The sequence below is a fragment of the Streptomyces sp. MA5143a genome (assembly GCF_900290235.1).
Taxonomy (GTDB): Bacteria; Actinomycetota; Actinomycetes; order Streptomycetales; family Streptomycetaceae; genus Streptomyces.
In genome coordinates this window covers 13,539-33,683 of sequence record NZ_OLMK01000102.1, presented here as the reverse complement: position 1 = coordinate 33,683, position 20,145 = coordinate 13,539, and the positions used below count along the sequence as shown (strand labels likewise).

General features: G+C 72.2%; 16 protein-coding genes. 12 read left to right on the top strand and 4 right to left on the bottom strand.

Annotation, left to right across the window (positions count from 1 at the left end; all coding sequences use genetic code 11):
• Positions 1-4: 4 nt before the first annotated feature.
• The 3 genes from SMA5143A_RS35910 to SMA5143A_RS35900 form a co-directional block, all read right to left on the bottom strand.
• A complete protein-coding gene (locus SMA5143A_RS35910) occupies positions 5-1,333 on the bottom strand; it encodes an ABC transporter substrate-binding protein (RefSeq protein ID WP_107467005.1) in 1,329 nt (442 codons plus the stop codon).
• 52 nt (positions 1,334-1,385) lie between these two features.
• Positions 1,386-3,032, bottom strand: coding sequence for a glycoside hydrolase family 13 protein (locus SMA5143A_RS35905; RefSeq protein ID WP_258193926.1), 1,647 nt, complete (start codon positions 3,030-3,032; stop codon positions 1,386-1,388).
• A 202-nt stretch (positions 3,033-3,234) separates the two neighbouring features.
• On the bottom strand, positions 3,235-4,503 hold the full coding sequence (locus SMA5143A_RS35900; protein WP_107467004.1) for an ABC transporter substrate-binding protein: 1,269 nt from the start codon (positions 4,501-4,503) through the stop codon (positions 3,235-3,237).
• A 125-nt stretch (positions 4,504-4,628) separates the two neighbouring features.
• Here SMA5143A_RS35900 and SMA5143A_RS35895 point away from each other — a divergent pair, with 125 nt between their 5' ends.
• The 9 genes from SMA5143A_RS35895 (at position 4,629) to SMA5143A_RS35850 (ending at position 17,597) form a co-directional block, all read left to right on the top strand.
• Complete coding sequence (locus tag SMA5143A_RS35895; protein WP_099965223.1) at positions 4,629-5,144, top strand: PadR family transcriptional regulator; 516 nt, start codon at positions 4,629-4,631, stop codon at positions 5,142-5,144.
• Positions 5,141-5,890 (top strand): ABC transporter ATP-binding protein, encoded by a 750-nt coding sequence (locus tag SMA5143A_RS35890; protein ID WP_107467003.1) that lies wholly within the window; start codon positions 5,141-5,143, stop codon positions 5,888-5,890. Before SMA5143A_RS35895 ends, SMA5143A_RS35890 begins: the two co-directional genes overlap by 4 nt.
• Before the next feature lie 3 nt (positions 5,891-5,893).
• Positions 5,894-8,188 (top strand): ABC transporter permease, encoded by a 2,295-nt coding sequence (locus SMA5143A_RS35885; protein ID WP_107467002.1) that lies wholly within the window; start codon positions 5,894-5,896, stop codon positions 8,186-8,188.
• 831 nt (positions 8,189-9,019) lie between these two features.
• The gene (locus tag SMA5143A_RS35875) at positions 9,020-10,093 is read left to right on the top strand and encodes a LacI family DNA-binding transcriptional regulator (RefSeq protein ID WP_107467000.1); all 1,074 of its coding nucleotides are present in this window, start codon (positions 9,020-9,022) and stop codon (positions 10,091-10,093) included.
• A 205-nt stretch (positions 10,094-10,298) separates the two neighbouring features.
• A complete protein-coding gene (locus tag SMA5143A_RS35870) occupies positions 10,299-11,687 on the top strand; it encodes an ABC transporter substrate-binding protein (RefSeq protein ID WP_107466999.1) in 1,389 nt (462 codons plus the stop codon).
• A gap of 1 nt (position 11,688) precedes the next feature.
• Positions 11,689-12,612 carry a carbohydrate ABC transporter permease gene (locus SMA5143A_RS35865; protein ID WP_107466998.1) on the top strand — a complete coding sequence of 308 codons (924 nt, stop codon included), beginning with the start codon at positions 11,689-11,691 and terminating at the stop codon, positions 12,610-12,612.
• Positions 12,609-13,538 (top strand): carbohydrate ABC transporter permease, encoded by a 930-nt coding sequence (locus tag SMA5143A_RS35860; RefSeq protein ID WP_107466997.1) that lies wholly within the window; start codon positions 12,609-12,611, stop codon positions 13,536-13,538. The genes SMA5143A_RS35865 and SMA5143A_RS35860 overlap by 4 nt, the downstream gene beginning before the upstream one ends.
• Before the next feature lie 51 nt (positions 13,539-13,589).
• The gene (locus SMA5143A_RS35855) at positions 13,590-15,752 is read left to right on the top strand and encodes a beta-galactosidase (protein WP_107466996.1); all 2,163 of its coding nucleotides are present in this window, start codon (positions 13,590-13,592) and stop codon (positions 15,750-15,752) included.
• A gap of 39 nt (positions 15,753-15,791) precedes the next feature.
• Positions 15,792-17,597 (top strand): RICIN domain-containing protein, encoded by a 1,806-nt coding sequence (locus tag SMA5143A_RS35850; protein WP_107466995.1) that lies wholly within the window; start codon positions 15,792-15,794, stop codon positions 17,595-17,597.
• A gap of 44 nt (positions 17,598-17,641) precedes the next feature.
• On the opposite strand, the gene SMA5143A_RS35845 is transcribed toward SMA5143A_RS35850, so the two are convergent.
• Positions 17,642-18,121, bottom strand: coding sequence for a DUF5709 domain-containing protein (locus SMA5143A_RS35845; protein WP_107466994.1), 480 nt, complete (start codon positions 18,119-18,121; stop codon positions 17,642-17,644).
• 191 nt (positions 18,122-18,312) lie between these two features.
• Here SMA5143A_RS35845 and SMA5143A_RS35840 point away from each other — a divergent pair, with 191 nt between their 5' ends.
• From SMA5143A_RS35840 to SMA5143A_RS35830, 3 genes are all read left to right on the top strand, one after another.
• On the top strand, positions 18,313-18,546 hold the full coding sequence (locus tag SMA5143A_RS35840) for a DUF6480 family protein (RefSeq protein WP_107466993.1): 234 nt from the start codon (positions 18,313-18,315) through the stop codon (positions 18,544-18,546).
• Between the two features lie 93 nt (positions 18,547-18,639).
• The gene (locus SMA5143A_RS35835; protein ID WP_375136585.1) at positions 18,640-19,359 is read left to right on the top strand and encodes a YqjF family protein; all 720 of its coding nucleotides are present in this window, start codon (positions 18,640-18,642) and stop codon (positions 19,357-19,359) included.
• Complete coding sequence (locus SMA5143A_RS35830; RefSeq protein WP_375136584.1) at positions 19,356-20,036, top strand: hypothetical protein; 681 nt, start codon at positions 19,356-19,358, stop codon at positions 20,034-20,036. Before SMA5143A_RS35835 ends, SMA5143A_RS35830 begins: the two co-directional genes overlap by 4 nt.
• Positions 20,037-20,145: the final 109 nt, after the last annotated feature.

Here is a 20,145-nt window from a genome sequence, read left to right as displayed (position 1 = left end):
GCGGTCAGCCCTTGTACGCCTTGGCCGCGGCGGCCTCCAGCTGTGCGGCGGTCCCCTTCGGGTCGGACGGGTCGCGCAGGAAGTCCTGGAGGATCTTCCACTCGCCGGCGCCCTTGGTCCCGCCGAAGGCGGCCGGGGCCTGGTCGGACATGTCGAAGCGGACGGAGTCCCCGGCGGCTATGAGGGACTTGGCGGTGGTGCGGGTGACGTCGTCGCCGTAGGCGGCGGGGTCGACCTTCTTGTTCGGGGAGAGGAAACCGCCCGCCTCGGCCCACACGGCGGCGGCCTCCGGGGTGGCCAGGTACTCAAGGAGGGCCATGCCGGCCTCGGTGTTCCTGCCGTCCTTGAGGACGACGGCCGCGTCACCGCCGCTGACCACGGGTGCCTTGCCGCCGCCGACCGGCGGGAACGGGAAGAAGTTCGCGTCCTCGCCGATCTTCCGGCCGAACTGGTCCTTGGCGACGCCGGCGACGAAGTCGCCCTCGTAGACCATGCCGGCCTCGGGCTCGGGGCCGAAGACCTTCTCGACGGAGCCGGGGAAGTCGGTGTTGAGGGCGCCCTTCTGTCCACCCTGGAGCAGCTGCTTGTCGCCGAACAGCTCACCTAGGGTGGTGAGCGCCTCGACCACGCTGCCGTCCGTCCACTTCAGCTTGTGGGCGGCGAGGGCGTCGTACTTCTCGGGGCCGGCCTGGGAGAGGTAGACGTTCTCGAACCAGTCGGTGAGCGTCCAGCCGTCCTGCCCGGCGACGGAGAAGGCGGCGAGACCCGAGTCGGAGACGGTCCGCCCGGCCTTGAGCATGTCGTCGTACGACTTCGGCGGCTTGACGCCGGCGGTGTCGAGGGCGTCGGGGCTGTACCAGACGGTCGACTTGTGGGCGGCCTTGAAGTACAGGCCGTAGAGGGTGCCGTCGACGCTGCCGTAGTCCTTCCACACGGTCGCGTAGTTGGCGTCGACGGACTTGCGCGTGGTGCCGGACAGCGGCTTGAGCCAGCCGTTCCGGGCGAACTGCTGGAGCACGCCGACCTGCGGGACCATCACCACGTCGGGGGCGTTGCCGCCCTCGATCTTGCTGCCGACGACGGTGGAGACGTTGTCACCGGTGGAGACGAACTGGGTCTTGGCGCCGGTCTTCTCGGTGAAGGCGTCCAGCACCTTCTGGAAGTTCTTCTGCTCGCTGCCGGACCAGACGCCGGCGACGGTGACCGTCCGGCCGTTCAGCGCCTTGTCGCCGCCGCCCGCGGCGACGGGGCCGCCGCCTGAGCAGGCGGTGGCGCCGAGCGCCAGGGCGAGGGCGGTGCAGCCGGTGAGCAGGGTGGTACGTCGTCGCATCATCGTTGATGTCCCTTCGGAGCGGGGAAATGGACGGTGTGAGGGGTGTGGGGGCTCAGGAAGCGGCGTCGTCGCCGATCCACCAGGCGGCCGTGGAGCCGGGGAGGACCCCGGCCGGGCAGGGGCCGCTGGACAGCAGGGGGGTGCCGGCGACGGGCGCGGGCGAGGGGGCGGTGCCGAAGTTGACGGCGCAGACCAGGCCGTCGCCGCGGACGAAGCCGAGGACGCCGGGCTGGGTGTCCAGCCAGCGCAGCTCGCCCTCGCCGAGCTGGGGCAGGGCGGCCCGAAGCTGGAGACCGTCGCGGTAGAGGTGCCAGAAGGAGCGGGTGTCGGCGAGAGCGCGGTCGGTGGCGTACTCGGCGAAGTACTCGGGCTGCGGCAGCCACGGCTTGGCGCCCTCGACCCCGGAGGTGAAGCCGAACGGGGAGGCCTGCCCGGACCACGGCAGCGGCACCCGGCAGCCGTCGCGGATCCGGGCGCGGCTGCCGGTACGGCGGAAGATCGGGTCGGTGAGCACGTCGTCGGGCAGGTCGACGACCTCCGGCAGGCCCAGTTCCTCGCCCTGGTAGATGTAGGCGGCTCCGGGCAGCGCCAGCATCAGCAGGGCGGCGGCGCGGGCGCGGGCGGCGCCGAGGCCGCTGCCCTCGACGGCGGGCTCGCCGTAGCGGGTGACCGTGCGGACCTGGTCGTGGTTGTTGAGGACCCAGGTGACGGTCGAGCCCGTGCCCGCGATGTCCTGCATGGCCTCGGTGATGACCTTGCGGAAGGCGTCGGCGTCCCAGGAGGCGCTCAGCAGGTCGAAGAAGAACGCCTGGTGGAGTTCGTCGGGGCGCACGTACAGGGCGTGCTCGCGTGCCGTGGGGACGGAGACCTCGCCGACGAGGAGCCGCTCACGGCCGTCCCGCTCGGTGTACTCCTCGCACACCGCCCGCCAGTGCCGCCACACGTCGTGGACCTCGGGCTGGTTCCAGGCGAGCGGGTTGACCGAGTCACGGGTGCGGGCGTCGGCCTCGGGGTCCGGCGAGTCCGGCAGCTCCGGGTGCTTGAAGAGGCCGGCGGCGACGTCGATGCGGAAGCCGTCGACGCCCCGGTCGAGCCAGAAGCGCAGGACGCTCTCGAAGTGGGCGCCGACCTCGGCGTCACGCCAGTTCCAGTCGGGCTGCTCGGGCGTGAACATGTGCAGGTACCACTGGCCGGGCCGGCCGTCGGCCTCGGTGACGCGGGACCAGGCGGGGCCGCCGAACATGGCGTGCCAGTTGTTGGGCGGCTCGGCGCCGTCCGCTCCCCGCCCGTCGGCGAAGTGGAAGCGGGCACGGGCCTCGCTGCCCGGCGTGGAGGCCTGGGCCTCACGGAACCACGGGTGATCGCTGGAGCAGTGGTTCGGCACGATGTCGAGGAGCACCTTGACCCCGAGCCGCCGGGCGGCCGCCACCAGCAGGTCGAACTCGGCGAGGTCGCCGAAGAGCGGGTCGACGTCGCAGTAGTCGGCGACGTCGTAGCCGTGGTCGTGCTGCGGGGAGGGATAGAAGGGGCTCAGCCAGATGCCGTCCACGCCCAGCTTCTTGAGGTACGGCAGTCCGGCCCGGACCCCGGCGAGATCGCCGACGCCGTCGCCGGTGCTGTCCAGGAAGCTGCGGACGTACACCTGGTAGATCACTGCGTCACGCCACCAGTGACGCGATTCGATGCGCTTGGAGCTCACCCCGTTGGCCTGTCTGTGCGAGCTGACGGTTATGCATGCATGTTATGTAGGTGTGTCGCAGAGGTGTCAACGAGTGCACAGCAGATATCTGATACCTGGGACTTTATATGCGGATATTCCGACCCAATGGGAGGCTGGTCGATACGCGGGCGTTACCTAACATGTAAGTAGGTGGGGACGCGCGACGAGGGGGGGAAGGGGGTCAGCCGCGGCGGGAGATGTCGGCCAGCTCCCGGGTGAGCCGCCGCACCGCGGCCTCGGGCGTCGCGTGGCCCGTCATCGCGTCGTGGACGACCGCCTGCACGACCATGCTGACCTGGTCGTAGCGCGGACTCTTGGGGCGCGGCGCGGCCGCGAGGACGCTCCGGCGCAGCGTCGGCAGATAGGGGAACTGCCGGATCAGCTCAGGGTCCCGGTAGAGGTCCGCGCGCACGGGGGGCAGCGCGCCCCGGGTGAGGACCTGCCGCTGGACCCGCTCACTGGTGAGGTACGTGATCAGGCGTGCGGCGGTGTCGGCGTGTTCGGCGTGCGCGTTGACGGCGAGGTTGGAGCCGCCGAGCACACTCGTGCCGGGCCCGTTCGGGCCGGGCAGCGGTGCGGCGCCGATCTTCCCGGCGACCGCGGAGCCGGGGGCGGAGGCGCCGACGTAGGCGTAGGGCCAGTTGCGCAGGAAGAGCAGCCGGCCGTCCTGGAAGGCCCGCTTGGACTCCTCCTCCTTGTACTCCAGCGCCTCCCGGGGTATCCACCCCTCGCGTACGCCGCGGGCGAGGAACCCGATGCCCTCGCGGGCCGCCGAGCCCACGGTGACGCGTTCGCCCTCGTCGCCGAGGATCGTGCCGCCCGCCGAGTAGACGGCCTCGGCCGCGTTGACGGTGAAGCCCTCGTAGGGCAGGAACTGGCCGGCGTAGCCGTCGAGGCCGTGCTCGGGCGCGATGGTCCGCGCGTAGTGCTCCAGCTCGGCCCAGGTGCGGGGCGGCGGGACACCCTCCTCCGCGAGGACGTCCTTGCGGTAGAGGAGCAGACCGGCGTTGGTGACGTAGGGGACGGCGTAGAGGCGTCCGTCGTACGTCGCCGTGTCCACGACCGGCCGCAGGAAGCTGCCCAGCGGGAAACGGTTGCGCGGCAGCGGGCGGATCCAGCCGGCGGCGGCGAACTCCGAGGTCCAGGTGACGTCGATGTTGAGCACGTCGAAACGGCCGCGGTCGCCGCCGCGCAGATCGGTGATCATCTGGGCGCGGGTCTCGTCCGCGGAGTCCGGAAGTTCGACGAGGGTGACCCGCTCCCCGGGGTGGGCGCGGTTCCAGCCCTCCAGGAGGGGACCGAGGTAGCCGGTGAGGTCTCCCGCGGTGGCCAGGGTCAGCGGACCGCGGCCCCTCAGTCCGCCCTGGGCCTGCGCGCCGGAGGCGCCGTAACCGGCCAGGACGACCGCGAGAACGAGGAGGCCCCTACCGGCGGCGCGTATCCACCGCATAGGTTCCTCCCTGTGCACCCGGCGCCGGGCACCTTCGCCCGGAGTCAGAGGCTATGTATACCCGTTAGGTATGGGCGATACTAGGGCCTGGAACACAATACGAGGCCGCGAGGAGGACAGCTTCAGTGCGCCTGCCCCTCCTGGCCCTGCTGGCGCGCGGCCCGGCCCATGGCTACGAGCTCAAGCAGGACCTTGAGCAACTCCTGGGTGCCGCGTACCCTCAGCCGAACATCGGCCAGATCTATGTGACCCTCGGCCGCCTCGAGAAGTCGGGTCTGATCGAGGGCGAGGAGGTCGAGCAGTCGAGCCGGCCCAACAAGAAGATCTACCGCCTCACCGCTGCCGGGCAGGAGGCGCTCAGCGCCTGGTACGAGGAGACGTCGGACGAGCCGCGGGTACGGGACGAGTTCTTCATGAAGCTCGCGCTCGCCCCGCAGACCGGTCTCGCCGACCAGATCACCCTGATCAACCGACAACGGCGCCACTACCTGAACACCATGCGCAATCTGTCGAAACTCGCCACGGCCGACCACCGGGACAACCGCATCGCCCAACTGCTCATCGAGGGCGCCATGCTGCATCTCCAGGCCGATCTCGACTGGCTGGAGCGCTGCCAGGAGGAACTGGAGAAGCCGGAATGAGCGACGCGCCCACTGCTGTGCTGCGGGCCGAGGGGCTCGTCAAGACCCACCACGGGGAGGGCGCGCCCGCCCATGCCGTGCGCGGAGTGGACCTGTGTGTGCGGCGGGGTGAGTTCGTGGCCGTCACCGGCCCGTCCGGCGCGGGCAAGTCGACGCTGCTGCATCTGCTCGGCGGACTGCAACGCCCGGACAGCGGCAGCATCTGGCTGGACGGCGAACGCACGGACGCCTACAGCGAGGCCCGCTGGGCCGTGGAGCGCCGCCGCCGTATCGGCATCGTCTTCCAGTTCTTCAACCTGGTGTCCAATCTGTCGGTCGCGGACAACGTGGAACTCCCCGCGCTGCTGGCCGGGGTCTCCGCCAAGCGGGCCCGCGCCGAGCGGGCGGAGCTGCTGGCCGAGCTGGGGCTCGCCGGCAAGGAGCGCAGCATGCCGGGCGAGCTGTCGGGCGGCGAGCAGCAGCGGGTCGCGCTGGCCCGCGCCCTGGTCAACCGCCCTCCCCTGCTGCTGGCCGACGAGCCGGCGGGCAGCCTGGACAGCAGGGGCACCCGTGAGGTGATGCGGCTGCTGTCGCGTTTTCACCAGCGCGGCCAGACGATCCTCCTCGTCACCCATGACGCCCGGCTGGCGAGCGCCGCGGACCGGGTGATCAGCTTCTTCGACGGCCGGATGGCCGACGACGTCGAGCTGGACGGCGCCCCGTCGCCCGGCGCGGGGGTGCCCGCCGTGCTGGAGCTGAGGGACTGACGGATGCGAGCCATGTTGCGCTGGGCGCACTCGGACCTGCGCACCCACCGGGGCGAGGCGCTGTTCCTGGTGCTGGCCACCGTCGGCATCGTGACGTCCCTGCTGTTGGCGACGGCGCTCTTCGGGTACGCGACGAACCCGTGGCAGCGTCTGTTCACGCAGTCCCGCGGCGCCCATGTGTGGATCCACACCGCCCCCTCCACCGAGGTGTCCGAGCTGGCCCGGCTGGCGGGCGTCGAGTCCGCGGCAGGCCCCTACCGGACCGCCGACACCACGGTCACCTCCCGCGGCACCCGCGCCTCCGTCGAGCTGCGCGGCACCGCCGAGCGACCCGAGGTGGGCCGACCGCTGCTCACCTCCGGCCGGTGGCTGGATCCCGGCCGCCCCGACGGTGTGGTGCTGGAGAGCAGCCTCGCCCGGACCCTGCTCGCCGGCCCCGGTGACGTGCTGTCCCTGCCCGGCGGCACCGGGAAACTGACCGTGCTGGGCGTCGCCGACAGCGCGGAGCCGCGCTACCGCAGGGGCGAGCGGCCGGGGCTGGTCTGGGTCCCGCCGGCCGCCCTGCCCCGCACCGCGGCCGAGCACGGCCAGGTCATCGGGCTGCGCCTGACGGACCCCGACGACACCGACTACGCCGTCCAGCGGGCCGTCACCCTGCTCGGCGCCGGTGCCGTCAGCGAGGTCTCCGCCTGGCAGCAGGCGCGGGCCGAGGCGGAGGGCGACAACCGGCTGCTCGGTCTGGTGCTGGGGCTGTTCGGGCTGGGCGCGCTGGTCGCCGCCGGGCTGGCCGTGCACGGGGCGATCGGCACCCGCATCCGGGGGCATCTGCGGGACATCTCGATCCTGAAGGCGATCGGTTTCACGCCGGGCCAGGTGGTGCGGATCTTCCTGCTCCAGCACCTGGCGTACGCGCTGCTGGGTGCCGTGGCCGCGGCGGGGCTCACCCAGGCACTGGGCCCGCTGCTGCCCGGACGCCTCGGGGACGCGGTCGGCCTCTGGCAGGGCATTCCCGGGCACACCGCCGCGCTCGTCGCGGTGCCGGTGGGAGTGGTGCTGTTCATCGGGGCGACCACCGGGCTGGCGGCCTGGCGGGCGGGGCGCGTGCCCCCGGTCCCGGTACCGCGGGCCGCCGTACCGGCCGGGGGACGACTGTCGGGGGTGGCGCGGCGGGCGCTCGGTCTCGGGCTGCCGCCCGCGCTGGTCCTCGGCTGGCACCGGGCGTTCACCCGCCGCGCGCGGTCCCTGGCCACCGTCGCCCGTCTCGCGCTGCCGCTGACGCTGATCGTGGTGGCGATGAGCGCGTGGACGACCATCGACCGCTTCCAGAGCGAGCCGGAGCGGGTGGGTCTGGCGTCCGCGCTCACCGTCCGCGCCGGCGACGGCCTCGGCGACGCGGAGACCCGGGCGCTCCTGGCGCGCGACCCGGAGGTCGCCGCGGCCCATCCGGGTGTAGAGGTGGCCGCCCTGGTGTCGGGCCAGACGGCCACGATCGCGTTGCGGGGCCTCGGCACGGAGGCGGAGCCGTACCCCTTCACGCTGGCCGAGGGCCGCCCCGCCCGCGGTCCCGACGAGGCGGTGGCCGGACAGGGTCTGCTCGACCTGCTGGACGTCGCGGTCGGCGACTGGGTGCGGCTGACCGTGGCCGGCCGACCCCAGATCCTCCACATCGTGGGTCGCAGCATCGAGCCGGAGAACGCGGGCCGGACCATCTCCACCTCGCTCGACACCCTGCGGGAGAACGACCCCGCGCTGCGGCCGACGTTCTACCAGGTACGGCTGCGCGACGGTGCGGATCCGCGGCGGGTGGCCGCCGACCTGACCGCCGCGGCCGGACCGGGCCGACTGGACGTGCACACGGTGACCAATCCCGCCGACGGTCTGTCGCCGCTGCGCGGTGTCGTCGTGGGCCTGCTGGGCGTCCTCGCGCTCATCGGGCTCGTCGAGCTGCTGACGGCCATCGGCGGCACGGTCCGCGAGAGCGAACGGGATCTGTTGGCGCTGAAGGCGATCGGACTGTCGCCGCGGCAGATCACGGGCATCACCGTCACGGCCACCGGATGCACCGCCCTCGCCGCGACGGCGGTCGCCCTGGCGCTGGGGCTGCCGCTCGCCCACTGGCTGATCGACGCGCAGGGCGGCTCCAGCGGTGTCGGGGCCGGGATCGCGCGGGGCCCCTCCCCCGTCGTGCTGTCGGTCTTCGCCGCGGCGGCGGTGCTGGGCGCCCTGGCGCTCGCGGTCCTGCCCGCGCTCCGCGCGGCCCGCCGCCGCCTCGCGGACACGCTGGGCGCGGTGGCGTAGCGCGCGCCGCCGCCCGACCGACCCGGGCTCGCCCGCCCGAGCGGCGCGCCCGGTACGGGTGCCGTACCTCACCGGTCGGCGGGGGGCCGCGCCGTGCCGCCGGTTCACATCGGTCGCCTTCCAGCGGGAGATGAGCCCGGCCGAACTCATCCGCAACGGCCCGCAGGCACTGCCCTACCTGGGCGCCAGGCTCGCCGCCGAGCCGTGGGCCACGTGTACCTGCGCAGGATCGCGGAGTACGCCGACCGGCACCCGGCCGGCGCACTCCCGAGTTCCTGCCCGGGCAGCGTCTCGACCTGGGCACCGCCCTCGCCGCGTACACGACGGGCAGCGCCCATGTGAACCACCTGGACACCCTCACCGGCAGCATCACCGCGTCCGGGGTCCTGCACCGGTCCGTGGAGGAGCCAACACCGCCTTCCAGCTCGTCCTGCGTCCCCGTGCCGCTCCGGACCCGTACTGGACCGGCGTGCCCGGCATGTACGTCTCTTCCGCGGCGACCCGGCCCAACCGCTGCCCGAGTCGCTGCGGCAACGGGCCATGGTCACCGCCGGCGATCTGCACGTACGTGAAGCGGCGGTGAGGGGCGAGGACCCTGGTGAAGGGTCCTGGTGAAGGGTCCTGGTGAGGGCCCTCCGGCCGCCGGTCCCGCACGCCTCCCCCGTGCCGGGTCGGCGCCCGTTCCGATGCCCCCGTGTGTGACGCATGTGTTCCGAACTCTTGACGCCCGGCGTATGACTGCGTAGACATGACAGCGCAGACATGACTACGCAGTCAGACACACGACGTCTGACATGATGGCGTTCGGTCGTGCGGTCACCGGGAGGCACCATGACGCGAGGGGCAGGGCGGGGCGGGAGTTCCGCCGCGCCGCGCAGTGTGGACGTCGCCCGGGTGGCCGGGGTCTCGCAGAAGACGGTGTCACGGGTCTTCAACGACGAGCCGTACGTCTCCACCGAGGTCCGCCGGCGCGTCCTCGACGCCGCCGAGCAGCTCGGCTACCGGCGCAACAACGCCGCCCGCGCGCTGGCCTCGGGGCGCACCCGTTCGATCGGCGTGGTGACGCTGGGGACGGCCCTGTACGGGCCCGCCTCGCTGCTCATGGGCGTCGAGCGGGTCGTCCGGGACACCGGGTACGCGCTCCGCGTGGTCAACACGGTGGAGGGCGACCCGGCGGGCCTCGCCGGTGCCGTCGGTTCGCTCCTCGACCAGGGGGTGGACGGCATCGTGATCTCCGAGCCGATCGACGAGATCGACGAGGAGCGCGCGGAGCCGGACGCCTCACCTCGGGTGGACGTGCCGGTGCTCGTCATCGGCGCGCCGTCGCCGGTCACCGCGCCCGCGGTGCTGACGGCGGGCGACTGCGCCGATGTGATGGCCCGTACGGCGACCGAGCATCTGCTGGCCCTCGGTCACCGGACGGTCCACCATCTGGCCGGACCCCAGCGGTGGTACGCCGCGCGGGACCGGCTGCGGGGGTGGCGGGCGGCGCTGGACGACCACGGCAGGGACGTGCCGACCGTCGTCCGCGGCGACTGGTCCGCCCCCTCCGGCTACGCGGCCGGACGGCGACTGGCCGAGGACGCCGACGTCACCGCGGTGTTCGCCGCCAACGACGACATGGCCATCGGTCTGATCCGGGCGCTGACGGAGGCCGGGCGGCGCGTACCGGAGGACGTCAGTGTCGTCGGGTTCGACGACATCCCGGTGTCCGCGTTCGTGAACCCGCCGCTGACCACCGTGCGCCAGCCCTTCGACGCGGTGGCGCAGGAGGGCCTGAAACGGCTCGTCCACGCCATCGAGAACCCCGACGCGGATCTTCTGCCATCGAGTGACCCGCCGATCGACCTGATCGTGCGTGCCTCCACCGCCCCTCCGCCGAGCCGGACGACCCCGGCCCGCTGACGGCGTACCGCCCGACCCTCGCCCCACCCCGCCGAGCGGCCCTCCACCCGGGCCCGCGCCCGCCGCCGCTCCCCGCCCTGCCCCCGACCCCTGTGTCCGGGGCTGCCCGTCCGGTTCCGGGTCCCTGCACCCGGGGCTCGCTCCCCCACGCCTCCGCACGCCCAGTCAGGCGTGTCGTCACCCTCGTCTCCCGCGGGAGTTCACCATGCCCACGAACCCGTTCCTGTCCGGTACGTCCCGGATGAGCCGCCGGAACTTCCTCGCCGCGACCGGTGCCGTGTCACTCGGCGCCGCCCTCACCGCGTGCGGCGGCGACTCGGGCGGCTCCTCCACCTCGGCGAAGCCCGTCAGCCAGGCCGACATCGACAAGGCGATGAAGACGCCGACCGAGCTGACGTTCTGGACCTGGGTGCCGAACATCGCCAAGGAGGTCGCCCTCTTCGAGAAGAAGTACCCGGCGGTCAAGGTCAAGGTCGTCAACGCCGGTCAGGGCACCCCGCAGTACACCAAGCTGCGCACGGCGCTGAAGGCCGGCACGGGCGCACCCGACATGGTGCAGATCGAGTACCAGGCCATCCCGACCTTCACCATCACCGACAGCCTGCTCGACCTGCGGCCCTACGGCGCCTCCGCGCTCAAGTCGACGTTCGTGGACTGGACCTGGGGCCAGGTCAGCGGCGGCGACGGCGAGGTCTGGGCGATACCGCAGGACACCGGCCCGATGGGCATGCTGTACCGCGAGGACATCTTCGACAAGCACGGCATCGACGTGCCCACCACCTGGGACGACTTCGCCGAGGCGGCCCGCAGGCTCCACAAGGCCGACCCCGACGTGTACCTCACCAACCTCGCGGCCAACCAGGTCGCCGCCTGGCACGGACTGCTGTGGCAGGCGGGCGCGGAGCCGTACGCGACCTCCGGAAAGAGCGGCATCACCATCAGCGTCGACGACGCCGTCTCGAAGAGGCTCGGCGCGTACTGGGGCGGTCTGGCCAAGGAAGGCGTCATCGGCGTCGAGCCCGACTTCACCGACTCCTGGTACGCGGCCCTCAACAAGGGCAAGTACGCCACCTGGCTGACCGCGGCCTGGGGCCCGGTGTTCCTCTCCGGCTCGGCCAAGGCGACCGCCGGCAAGTGGCGGGCGGCGCCGCTGCCGCAGTGGGACGCGGCCAAGCCCAGATCGGGCAACTGGGGCGGCTCGACGACCGCCGTGATCCGCTCCACCAAGAACCCCATCGCGGCGGCCGTGTTCGCGCAGTTCCTCAACAGCGACCCGGCGAGCGCGAGGATGTTCGCGACGGAGCAGTTCTTCTTCCCGGCGACCAAGGCGCTCCTCACGGACGCGGAGTTCACCGGCGACGCCCCCGAGTTCTACGGCGGCCAGAAGGTCAACCAGGTCTTCGCCGACATCAGCTCCACCGTCAACTCGTCCTTCCAGTGGCCTCCGTTCCTGGACAAGGCGGCCACGGACTGGACGGAAACCGTCGGCAAGTCCCTCGCCGACAAGGGCGACACGGTCGCCGCCCTCGGCACCTGGCAGCAGCGGCTGACCACCTACGCCAAGGGCCAGGGCTTCACGGTCAAGGGGAGCTGAGATGGCCGCCACCACCGCGGCAGCGCCGAAGGCCCCACGGCGGACGGCGGCGAAGGGCCGCCGTCGCCGTGGGGCAGGGCCCCTGTTCGTCGCCCCGTTCATGGTGCTGTTCCTGCTGCTCTTCCTCGCCCCGCTCGGCTACGCCGCCTATCTGAGCCTGTTCCAGGAACGGCTCGTCGGGGGCACCGCGTTCGTCGGCCTCGACAACTACGCGACCGCCCTGAAAGACCCTCAGTTCCGGGACGGAGTCGCCCGGGTGGCCGTGTTCTTCGCGGTCCAGGTCCCCGTGATGCTGCTGCTGGCGCTGGTGTTCGCCCTCGCGCTGGACAGCGGCCTGCTGCGGCTCGCGCGGGTGATCCGGCTCGGCATCTTCGTCCCCTACGCCGTGCCGAGCGTGGTCGCCGCGCTGATGTGGGGATACCTGTACGGCCCGGACTTCGGGCCGTTCGCCCAGCTGGGCCGGGAACTGGGGCTCGGCACCCCGGACTTCCTCGGCGAGAGCTGGATGCTCGGCAGTCTGGCCAACATCGTGACGTGGGAGTTCGTCGGCTACAACATGATCATCCTGTATGCCGCCCTGCGCACGATCCCGCAGGAGCTGTACGAGGCGGCCGCGATGGACGGGGCCGGTGCCTGGCGCATCGCCTGGTCGATCAAACTGCCCGCGCTCAGGCCCGCGCTCCTGCTCACCCTGCTGTTCTCGGTCATCGGCAGCTTCCAGCTGTTCAACGAGCCGAAGCTGCTCAAGGACATCGCGCCGGACGTCATCAGCAGTTCCTACACCGCCAACCTCTACGCCTACACGCTCGCCTTCACCGGCCAGCAGGTCAACTACGCGGCCACGGTGTCCTTCCTCCTCGGCCTCGTCATCGTGATCGCCTCCTACGCCGTCCTGCTCACCGCGAACCGCAGGAGGACCCCATGACGACCACGACCACCCCGGCCGGGGTCACCGCGAAGGCCGCGGCACCGGTGTCCGCGGCCCGCGCGAAGGAACGCCCGGCCCGCCGCAGCACCCCGCTGACGATCGCCATGCTGGCCGCTCTGGCCTACTTCCTGCTCCCGCTGTTCTGGCTGCTGATCGCCTCGACGAAGAGCACCCAGGACCTGTTCACCAGCTTCGGCCTCTGGTTCTCCGAGGCCCCGCAGCTGCTCGCGAACCTCAAGGCGACCTTCACCCACGACGACGGCGTCTTCCTGCACTGGCTGCTGAACACGGTGCTCTACGCCGCGGTCAGCGCCGTCGGCGCCGCGCTGCTGGCGGCGGCGGGCGGGTACGGCTTCGCCAAGTTCCGCTTCCGCGGCGACCGGGCGGCCTTCAACCTGGTCCTCGGCGCGGTGATGGTGCCGACCACGGCCCTCGCGATCCCCACGTATCTGGTGTTCGCACAGGCGGGCCTGGTCAACACACCCTGGGCGGTCATCCTGCCCTCGCTCGTCAACCCGTTCGGTCTCTACCTGATGCGGATCTACGCCGAGGACGCCGTGCCCGACAGCCTCCTGGAGGCCGCGCGGATCGACGGCGCGGGCGAGGCACGGATCTTCTTCCGGATCGCCCTCAGACTGCTGGCCCCCGGCCTGGTCACCGTCCTTCTGTTCACGCTGGTCGCGACGTGGAACAACTACTTCCTGCCACTGATCATGCTGAACGACCCGGATCTGTACCCCGTCACCGTCGGCCTCGCCTCCTGGGCGGCCCAGGCGCAGAACGGCGGCGCCGGCGCCAGCAGCGACATGCTCGCGCTGGTGGTGACCGGTTCGCTGATCTCGATCGTCCCGCTCGTCGTGGCGTTCCTGATGCTCCAGCGGTACTGGCAGAGCGGCCTGGCCACCGGCGGCGTCAAGCAGTAGCGAGCGCCTCGTCCCCCGTACCACTCCCCCTTCCCCCGGAGGTTCCCCTTCATGGCGGCTCTGCCTGCCCGCGTCCTGTTCGGCGCCGCGTACTACCACGAGTACCGGCCTCCCTACGGCACCGAACAGCCCGAGGAACGCCTCAAGACCGATCTGGACCTGATGGCGGACGCGTGTGTCTCCGTCATCCGGGTCGGTGAGTCGGTGTGGTCGACCTGGGAGCCGGAGAACGGCCGCTTCGACCTGGACTGGCTCCAGCCGGTGCTCGACGGCGCCCACGAGCGCGGTATCTCCGTGGTCCTCGGCACCCCCACGTACGCCGTACCGCCGTGGCTGGCCCGCCAGTACCCGGAGCTCACGGGTGAGCGGCGCACCGGTGAGCCGATCGGCTGGGGCGCCCGGCAGGAGGTCGACTTCACACACCCCGGGTTCCGCTTCCACGCCGAGCGGGTGATCCGCAGGGTCGTCGGCCGGTACGCCGGCCACCCGGCCGTCATCGGCTTCCAGGTCGACAACGAGCCCGGACTGCACCTGTTCCACAACCGCGGTGTCTTCCAGCGCTTCGTGGACCACCTGCGCGACAAGTACGGCGACGTGGAGACCCTCAACCGGGAGTGGGGCCTGGTCTACTGGTCGCACCGGTTGTCGACGTGGGCCGACCTGTGGACGCCGGACGGCAACGAGCAGCCCCAGTACGACGTCGCGTGGCGGGAGTTCCAGGCCCGGCAGGTCACCGAGTTCATCGGCTGGCAGGCGGACATCGTCCGGGAGTACGCGCGGCCCGAGCACTTCGTGACGACGTGCGTCTCCTACACCCGGCAGGGCGTGGAGGACGACGAGCTGACCAACCGTCTCGACATCGCCTCGGGCAACCCGTACTACGACATGCAGGACGGGCTGCTGCTGCCCGACCCCACCCCGGACGACCACGAGCAGAAGTGGAAGACCACCGGTGTGTGGGCGCTCTACCAGACCGCCGACTGGATGTTCTCCTCCCGCCAGGAGCCGTTCCTCGTCACCGAGACCAACGCGGGCTCCATCGGCTTCGCCTGGGACAACCGGCCCGGCTACGACGGCCAGTGGCGGCAGGCGGCCTGGGCGCTCGTCGGGCGCGGCGCCCGCATGATCGAGTACTGGCACTGGAACACCCTGCACTTCGGCGCCGAGACCTACTGGGGCGGTGTCCTGCCCCACACCGGCAGGCCGGGCCGTACGTACGCCGAACTCGCCCGTCTCGGGGCCGAGTTCGAGTCGGCGGGCGCGCTCGTCGCCGGGCTGGAGCCGGACGCCGACATCACGATGGTCTACTCGACGCCGAGCAAGTGGCTGATGCAGAAGTACCCGCCGCTGGCCACGCCGGACGGCGAGCCCGACCCGACCGCCTACCACCGCGTGTTCGACCCGTTCTACCGGGGCGCGTTCGACGCGGGGCGGCAGGTGCGGATCGTCCACGCCCGGCAGTTGCACGACCCGCTCGGGGAGCGCGAGGGCCTCACCCCCGAGGAGGCCGTCCGCCGCCACCCGGTGCTGGTGGTGCCCGCGCTGTACCTGGCGGCCGACTCCACCCTCGACTGGCTGGCCGCCTACGCCGAAGCGGGCGGCCATCTGGTCCTCGGCCCGCGCACCGGGTACGCCGACCACGAGGCACGAGCCCGGCAGGAGGCGGCCCCCGGCCGGCTCGCGGACGCCGCGGGCGTCTCCTACGACGAGTTCAGCAACCTCGTACGGGAGGTTCCCGTGCGGTCGGCGCCGGACGGACCGCTCGCCCTGCCGGAGGGGGCCACGGCGACCCGGTGGGTGGAGGGGCTGACCGTCTCCGACGCGGATCCGCTGGTCACCTACGAGCACCCGCACTTCGGGCGCTGGCCCGCCGTCACCACCCGCCGCCACGGCGCCGGTCATGTCACCTGCGTCGGGACGGTGCCCGGCCGTGAGCTGGCCAGGGCGCTCACCGAGTGGCTGACGCCGTCCGCGCGCCACCCGTGGCAGGACCTCCCGGCATCGGTCACCGCGACGACCGGTACCGCCTTCGACGGACGCCGGGTGCACATCGTCCACAACTGGAGCTGGGAGCCGGCCCGCGTCGACGCACCGGCCGATCTGACCGACGTCCTGAACGGCACCCCGCTCCGCGCGGGCGTGCCGCTCGACCTGGGCCCCTGGGACGTCCGCGTGTTCGTCTCCGCCGGTGCCGCCGGCCCGTCCGGGGCCTGAGCCCCTCGCGTTCCTGATCGATCCCCGAAGGAGTGGGTTGTGAACAGAAGAAGACTCCGGCTGGCGCTGGGCGGCGTCGTCGGCACCTCGGCGCTGCTGGCGATCCCCCTGACCAGCGCCCAGGCGTACGACCCGACGGGCGGCGTCCTCTACCAGCTCGGCAGCGAGCCGTGTCTGAAGGGGCGGGGCAACTGCGCGGTCTACCCCAAGTCGGCGCAGCTGCCGAGCGGGCGGCTGGTGGCGTCGTTCGAGAAGTCCACGGTCGTACCGGCGACGGGAAGCGCCGACCGGCAGACCCTCCCCGTGTACAAGAGCGACGACGACGGCACGACCTGGCAGCCGCTGTCGGAGGTGAAGGCCCCGGCGTACCTCTCCGGTGACCCCCAGTACGCGAAGTACACCAGCAACTGGACCAACCCGTACCTGTACGCCCTTCCGCAGGACGTCGGCGATCTCAAGCAGGGCACCCTGCTCCTGGCGAGCGTGGTCTCCGGCGACGACCAGTACTACAAGGAGCACAAGGCCGCCGATCCGAACTGGACGCCGACCAACGACGGTGACCGCAAGGACCTGGCGATCGCCCTGTACTCCAGCACCGACGACGGCGCGACCTGGAAGGTCGTCAACGTCGTCGCCACGGGCGGCTGGCAGGGCGGCAGCGCGGGCGCCACCGGACAGAACACCGCGAACGCCAACTCGTACCAGCAGGTCGACCCGCTGTGGGAGCCGTACCTGATGGTCCACAAGGGCAAGCTGGTCTGCTACTACTCCGACGAGAACGACTACACCGGCTTCGACCCGGACACCGGCGTCCCGAAGCTGGACCCCGCCAACGACACCGCGAAGGACTCGCTCGGGCAGATCCTGGTGCACAGGACGTGGGACGGCCGCGGCGCCAGGTGGAGCGACCCGGTCGTGGACATCGCGGGGCTCACCGACGACATGGGTGGCGGCAAGACGGAGATCGGCGGCGGCCGGCCGGGCATGACGAACGTCGTCAGGACGACGGACGGCAAGTGGATGATCACCTACGAGTACTGGGGCGGAGGGGCCAACACCCGGTTCCGGCTCGCCGACAGTCCACTGGAGTTCTTCCGTGGCTCCGCCACCGGCGAGGGCGTCACCACGCTGCCGGTCGACACCGGCTCCCGCACGCTCGCCACGGGAGGCAGCCCGGTCCTCGTCCGGCTCCCCGGCGGCCGCCTGGTCTACAACGCCGCGGGCAGCGGCAACGTCTGGGTCAACCAGAGCGGACGCTCGGGCGGCGTGTGGAAGGAGTACCAGACGACCTCGCGGGCCGGGTACAGCCGCAACCTCCAGTACGTCGAGGGCACCGGCCGCGTCTCGATCCTCAACAACCAGGGCACGTCGGTCATCGCCTACGCGGAGGTCGACCTGGGCGACTCGCGCGGCGCCTACGTCCAGCTGGTGAACCGCAAGACCGACCAGGTGATCGGCACCGGCGACAAAACCAACGACGCGAACATCGGCAACGGTGACGTACCCGACGTGCGGCTGGAGCCACCCGGCTCGGCCGCGAACCCGGACACGCAGTACTGGCACGTGATGAAGGAGCCGCAGGGCGGGGTGTCGCTGCTGAACAAGTCGGGAGGCCGGGCGGCCGCCATCTGGACCGGCAACGCCACGGCGGGCCGGCGGATCGGCCAGTGGGTCGACGACAGTCCCACGGGCAGCTGGAACCTGGTGAAGACCTCCGACGGGTTCTACCGGCTCCAGTCGGTCAAGAACACCGGCCTGTATCTGACCGGCGCGACCGCGGGGGCACCGCTCACCCTCCAGGTCTCCACCGGGGACGGCTCGCAGGAGTGGGAGCTGGTCGAGTAACCCGCGGGCGCTGCCGGCGGGACGCGGTGCGCCGGCAGCGGGCCTCAGTCGTCCGGGCCGGGGAGGCGGTCGTCGGGCACGATGTGCACGGCGGCCTCCTCCGCGCCCGCCGCTCCGCCGTCGATGCCCTCGTCCTCGGCGACGAGTTCCTTCGTGGTGTCGGGGTGCGCGCCCTCGTCCGGTGCCACGAGACGACCGGCACGGTCGGCGCCGGCCTCCGGGTCGACGGGCTCGCCCTCACCGCCGGGAAGGTCGCCGACGCCGTCGCCGGGCGGCACCGTCACATCGGGGACCTCTTGGCGCAGCCGTTCGTCGAGGGACTCGCCCTCGTGCTGCTCGGCGGGCGTGGTGCCGGTCTTGGAGACGCCCAGTGGCCTCTCGGGCGGTGAGTAGCCCTCGTCCAGCATGTCGTCGTAGGTGCGCTCGTCGACCGCGTCCTGGAGATCCAGCGGCGCGGCGTCCTCCTGCTCCTCGTTGCCGCCGGTGGGCTGGTAGGCGTCGGTCGCCGGGGTCTCTTCGCTCATGGTCGCCTCCCGCTGACGGTGACTGGTTCCTGTCCTCGTGCGGAGTACCGAGGAGCGGCGGTGTGACACCCCCCGTCGCTGCTGTTTCGCCGGGTGCGCCGGGGAAACCCGGTCCTCGTCCTCCCCACCCCTCACGAGGACGAGGACCGTGGGTGAGGGAAGTGACAGGGCGAGCGGGAGGAGGGTCTGCCATGACGAGCCCTGACCCCGAGCCGAGCCGGACCACCGGCCTGGAACCGGGTGGCGGAGTGCCCCCGGGTGAGACGCCGCCCGCCGAGGGCGGGACCTCCGGCGTCGCCCGTCCCGACCCGCCCGCCGTGCGGCGCAAGGGATGGGGTGCCCTGCCTCTCGTCCTGATCATCCTGCTCGCGGCGGTGATCGCGATCGGGCTGATCGGCATGGCGGTGGCACTGATCGTCCAGTGAGGCGCGGCCTGTTCCCGCCTGCGGCCCGCCGCGTTTCCACGGGCCGCCGCCGGGGACCCGCACGCTGTGGTGGCCTATGGAGCAGAGGAACGGGTGCGGATGCCCGTTCTGCGGGCCGGGTGGTCGACGCAGACATTCGTGCACTGGCCGTTCCGTCCCGACCAGGTACAGGCCCTCCTGCCGGAGGGCCTGGAGGTGGACACGTACGAGGACACGGCGTGGGTGAGTCTCACGCCGTTCGTCATGGCCGACGTCCGCACGCCCGGCCTGCCCGCGTCGGCACGAGGGCTCCCGACGTTCGCGGAGACCAATCTGCGGACCTATGTGCGCACGCCGGACGGGCGGGACGGACTGTGGTTCCTCTCCATCGAGGTGGCCTGCCCGTTGATGCTGGCGGCCCGTGCCTTCGGCGCCCCGTACCGGCTGGGCCGGCTGCGGACCTCGCGGGACCTGGCGGCCGTGTCGTACGCCGGTGCCCGGTGGAGCGGCGGGGCGTCGTACCGACTGGTGGTCCGCCCCGGTGAGCCGATCAGACCGGCCGAGCGGGACGTGTGGCTGACCTCGCGCTGGCGGGCGTACACCAGCCGGTTCGGCCGGATCTGGGAGACGCCCGTGGAGCACGAGCCCTGGCCGTTGTGCGAGGCGACTGTGGACGCGGTCGAGGAGACCCTCACTACGGCGGCGGGACTTCCCGCGCCGGGCGCCGAGCCCCTCGCGCACTTCTCACCGGGGGTCAGGCACGTCCGGCTAGGGCGGCCCCGACCGTGCACGGCGGAGGTCGCGCGCGGCGGTGCTCGCGAGCGGAGCCGGTGACCGTGCCTCGCGGTGGCTCCGGGCGGCCGGGGTTCGGCCGGGGCTCCGGGCGGCTGGTCTTCGAGGGGTGGATCGCGGGCCTCGGCACGTCCTCGGGGACCCGTGTGGTGGTGGGGCACTGGGAGGTGTCGCCGTTCGGGCCGTTCGGGGACGTGATGGTAGAGCGGGCGGACGGACATCGGCTGCTGCTGGCACCGACCCGGCGGACGGCTGACTTCATCGCGGGCACGTACCGCTTCGACGAGGTGCGGGTCGTGCCGGTCGACGTGCGCCGTGGCCGGGAGGCCTGGACGGTCCGGGCCGGGCCGCTGGACCTGCGGTTCACCCTCGGCCGGCGCGGTCCGCTGGGGCTGCTGCTGCGTACCCTGCCGGGCGCGCTCGCCCGGCGCCCGGCGTGGAGCGCCCTGACCGACGTCCCCGCCCGACTGCTGCTGCGGGGCGTACGGACGCGCGGCAGCGCCGGCTCGGGGCGCCGCGAGTGGTACGGCGCGAGGGATCTGCGGCCGGTTCGTACGCTGTCGGCGGCCTTCGCGGGGGACGACCTCGGGACGTCGGCGCCCGTCGATCCCCCGGTGCGGTTCGGGTTCGGTTCGGTGCCCCGGAACCCCGGCGTCACCCGGGTCGTCACGACGGTGGCACCGGTCCGGGAGCGCCGACCGGCCCGCTCCGACCGGTGAACAGCCGGTGACGGATGACACCGGGCTTGCCCGTACCCGGTGGCGGAGACGCCGGGCGCCCCATCCTCCCATGGGGCAGATGAGGCGGGTCGGCTGTCCCCGTGGGCAG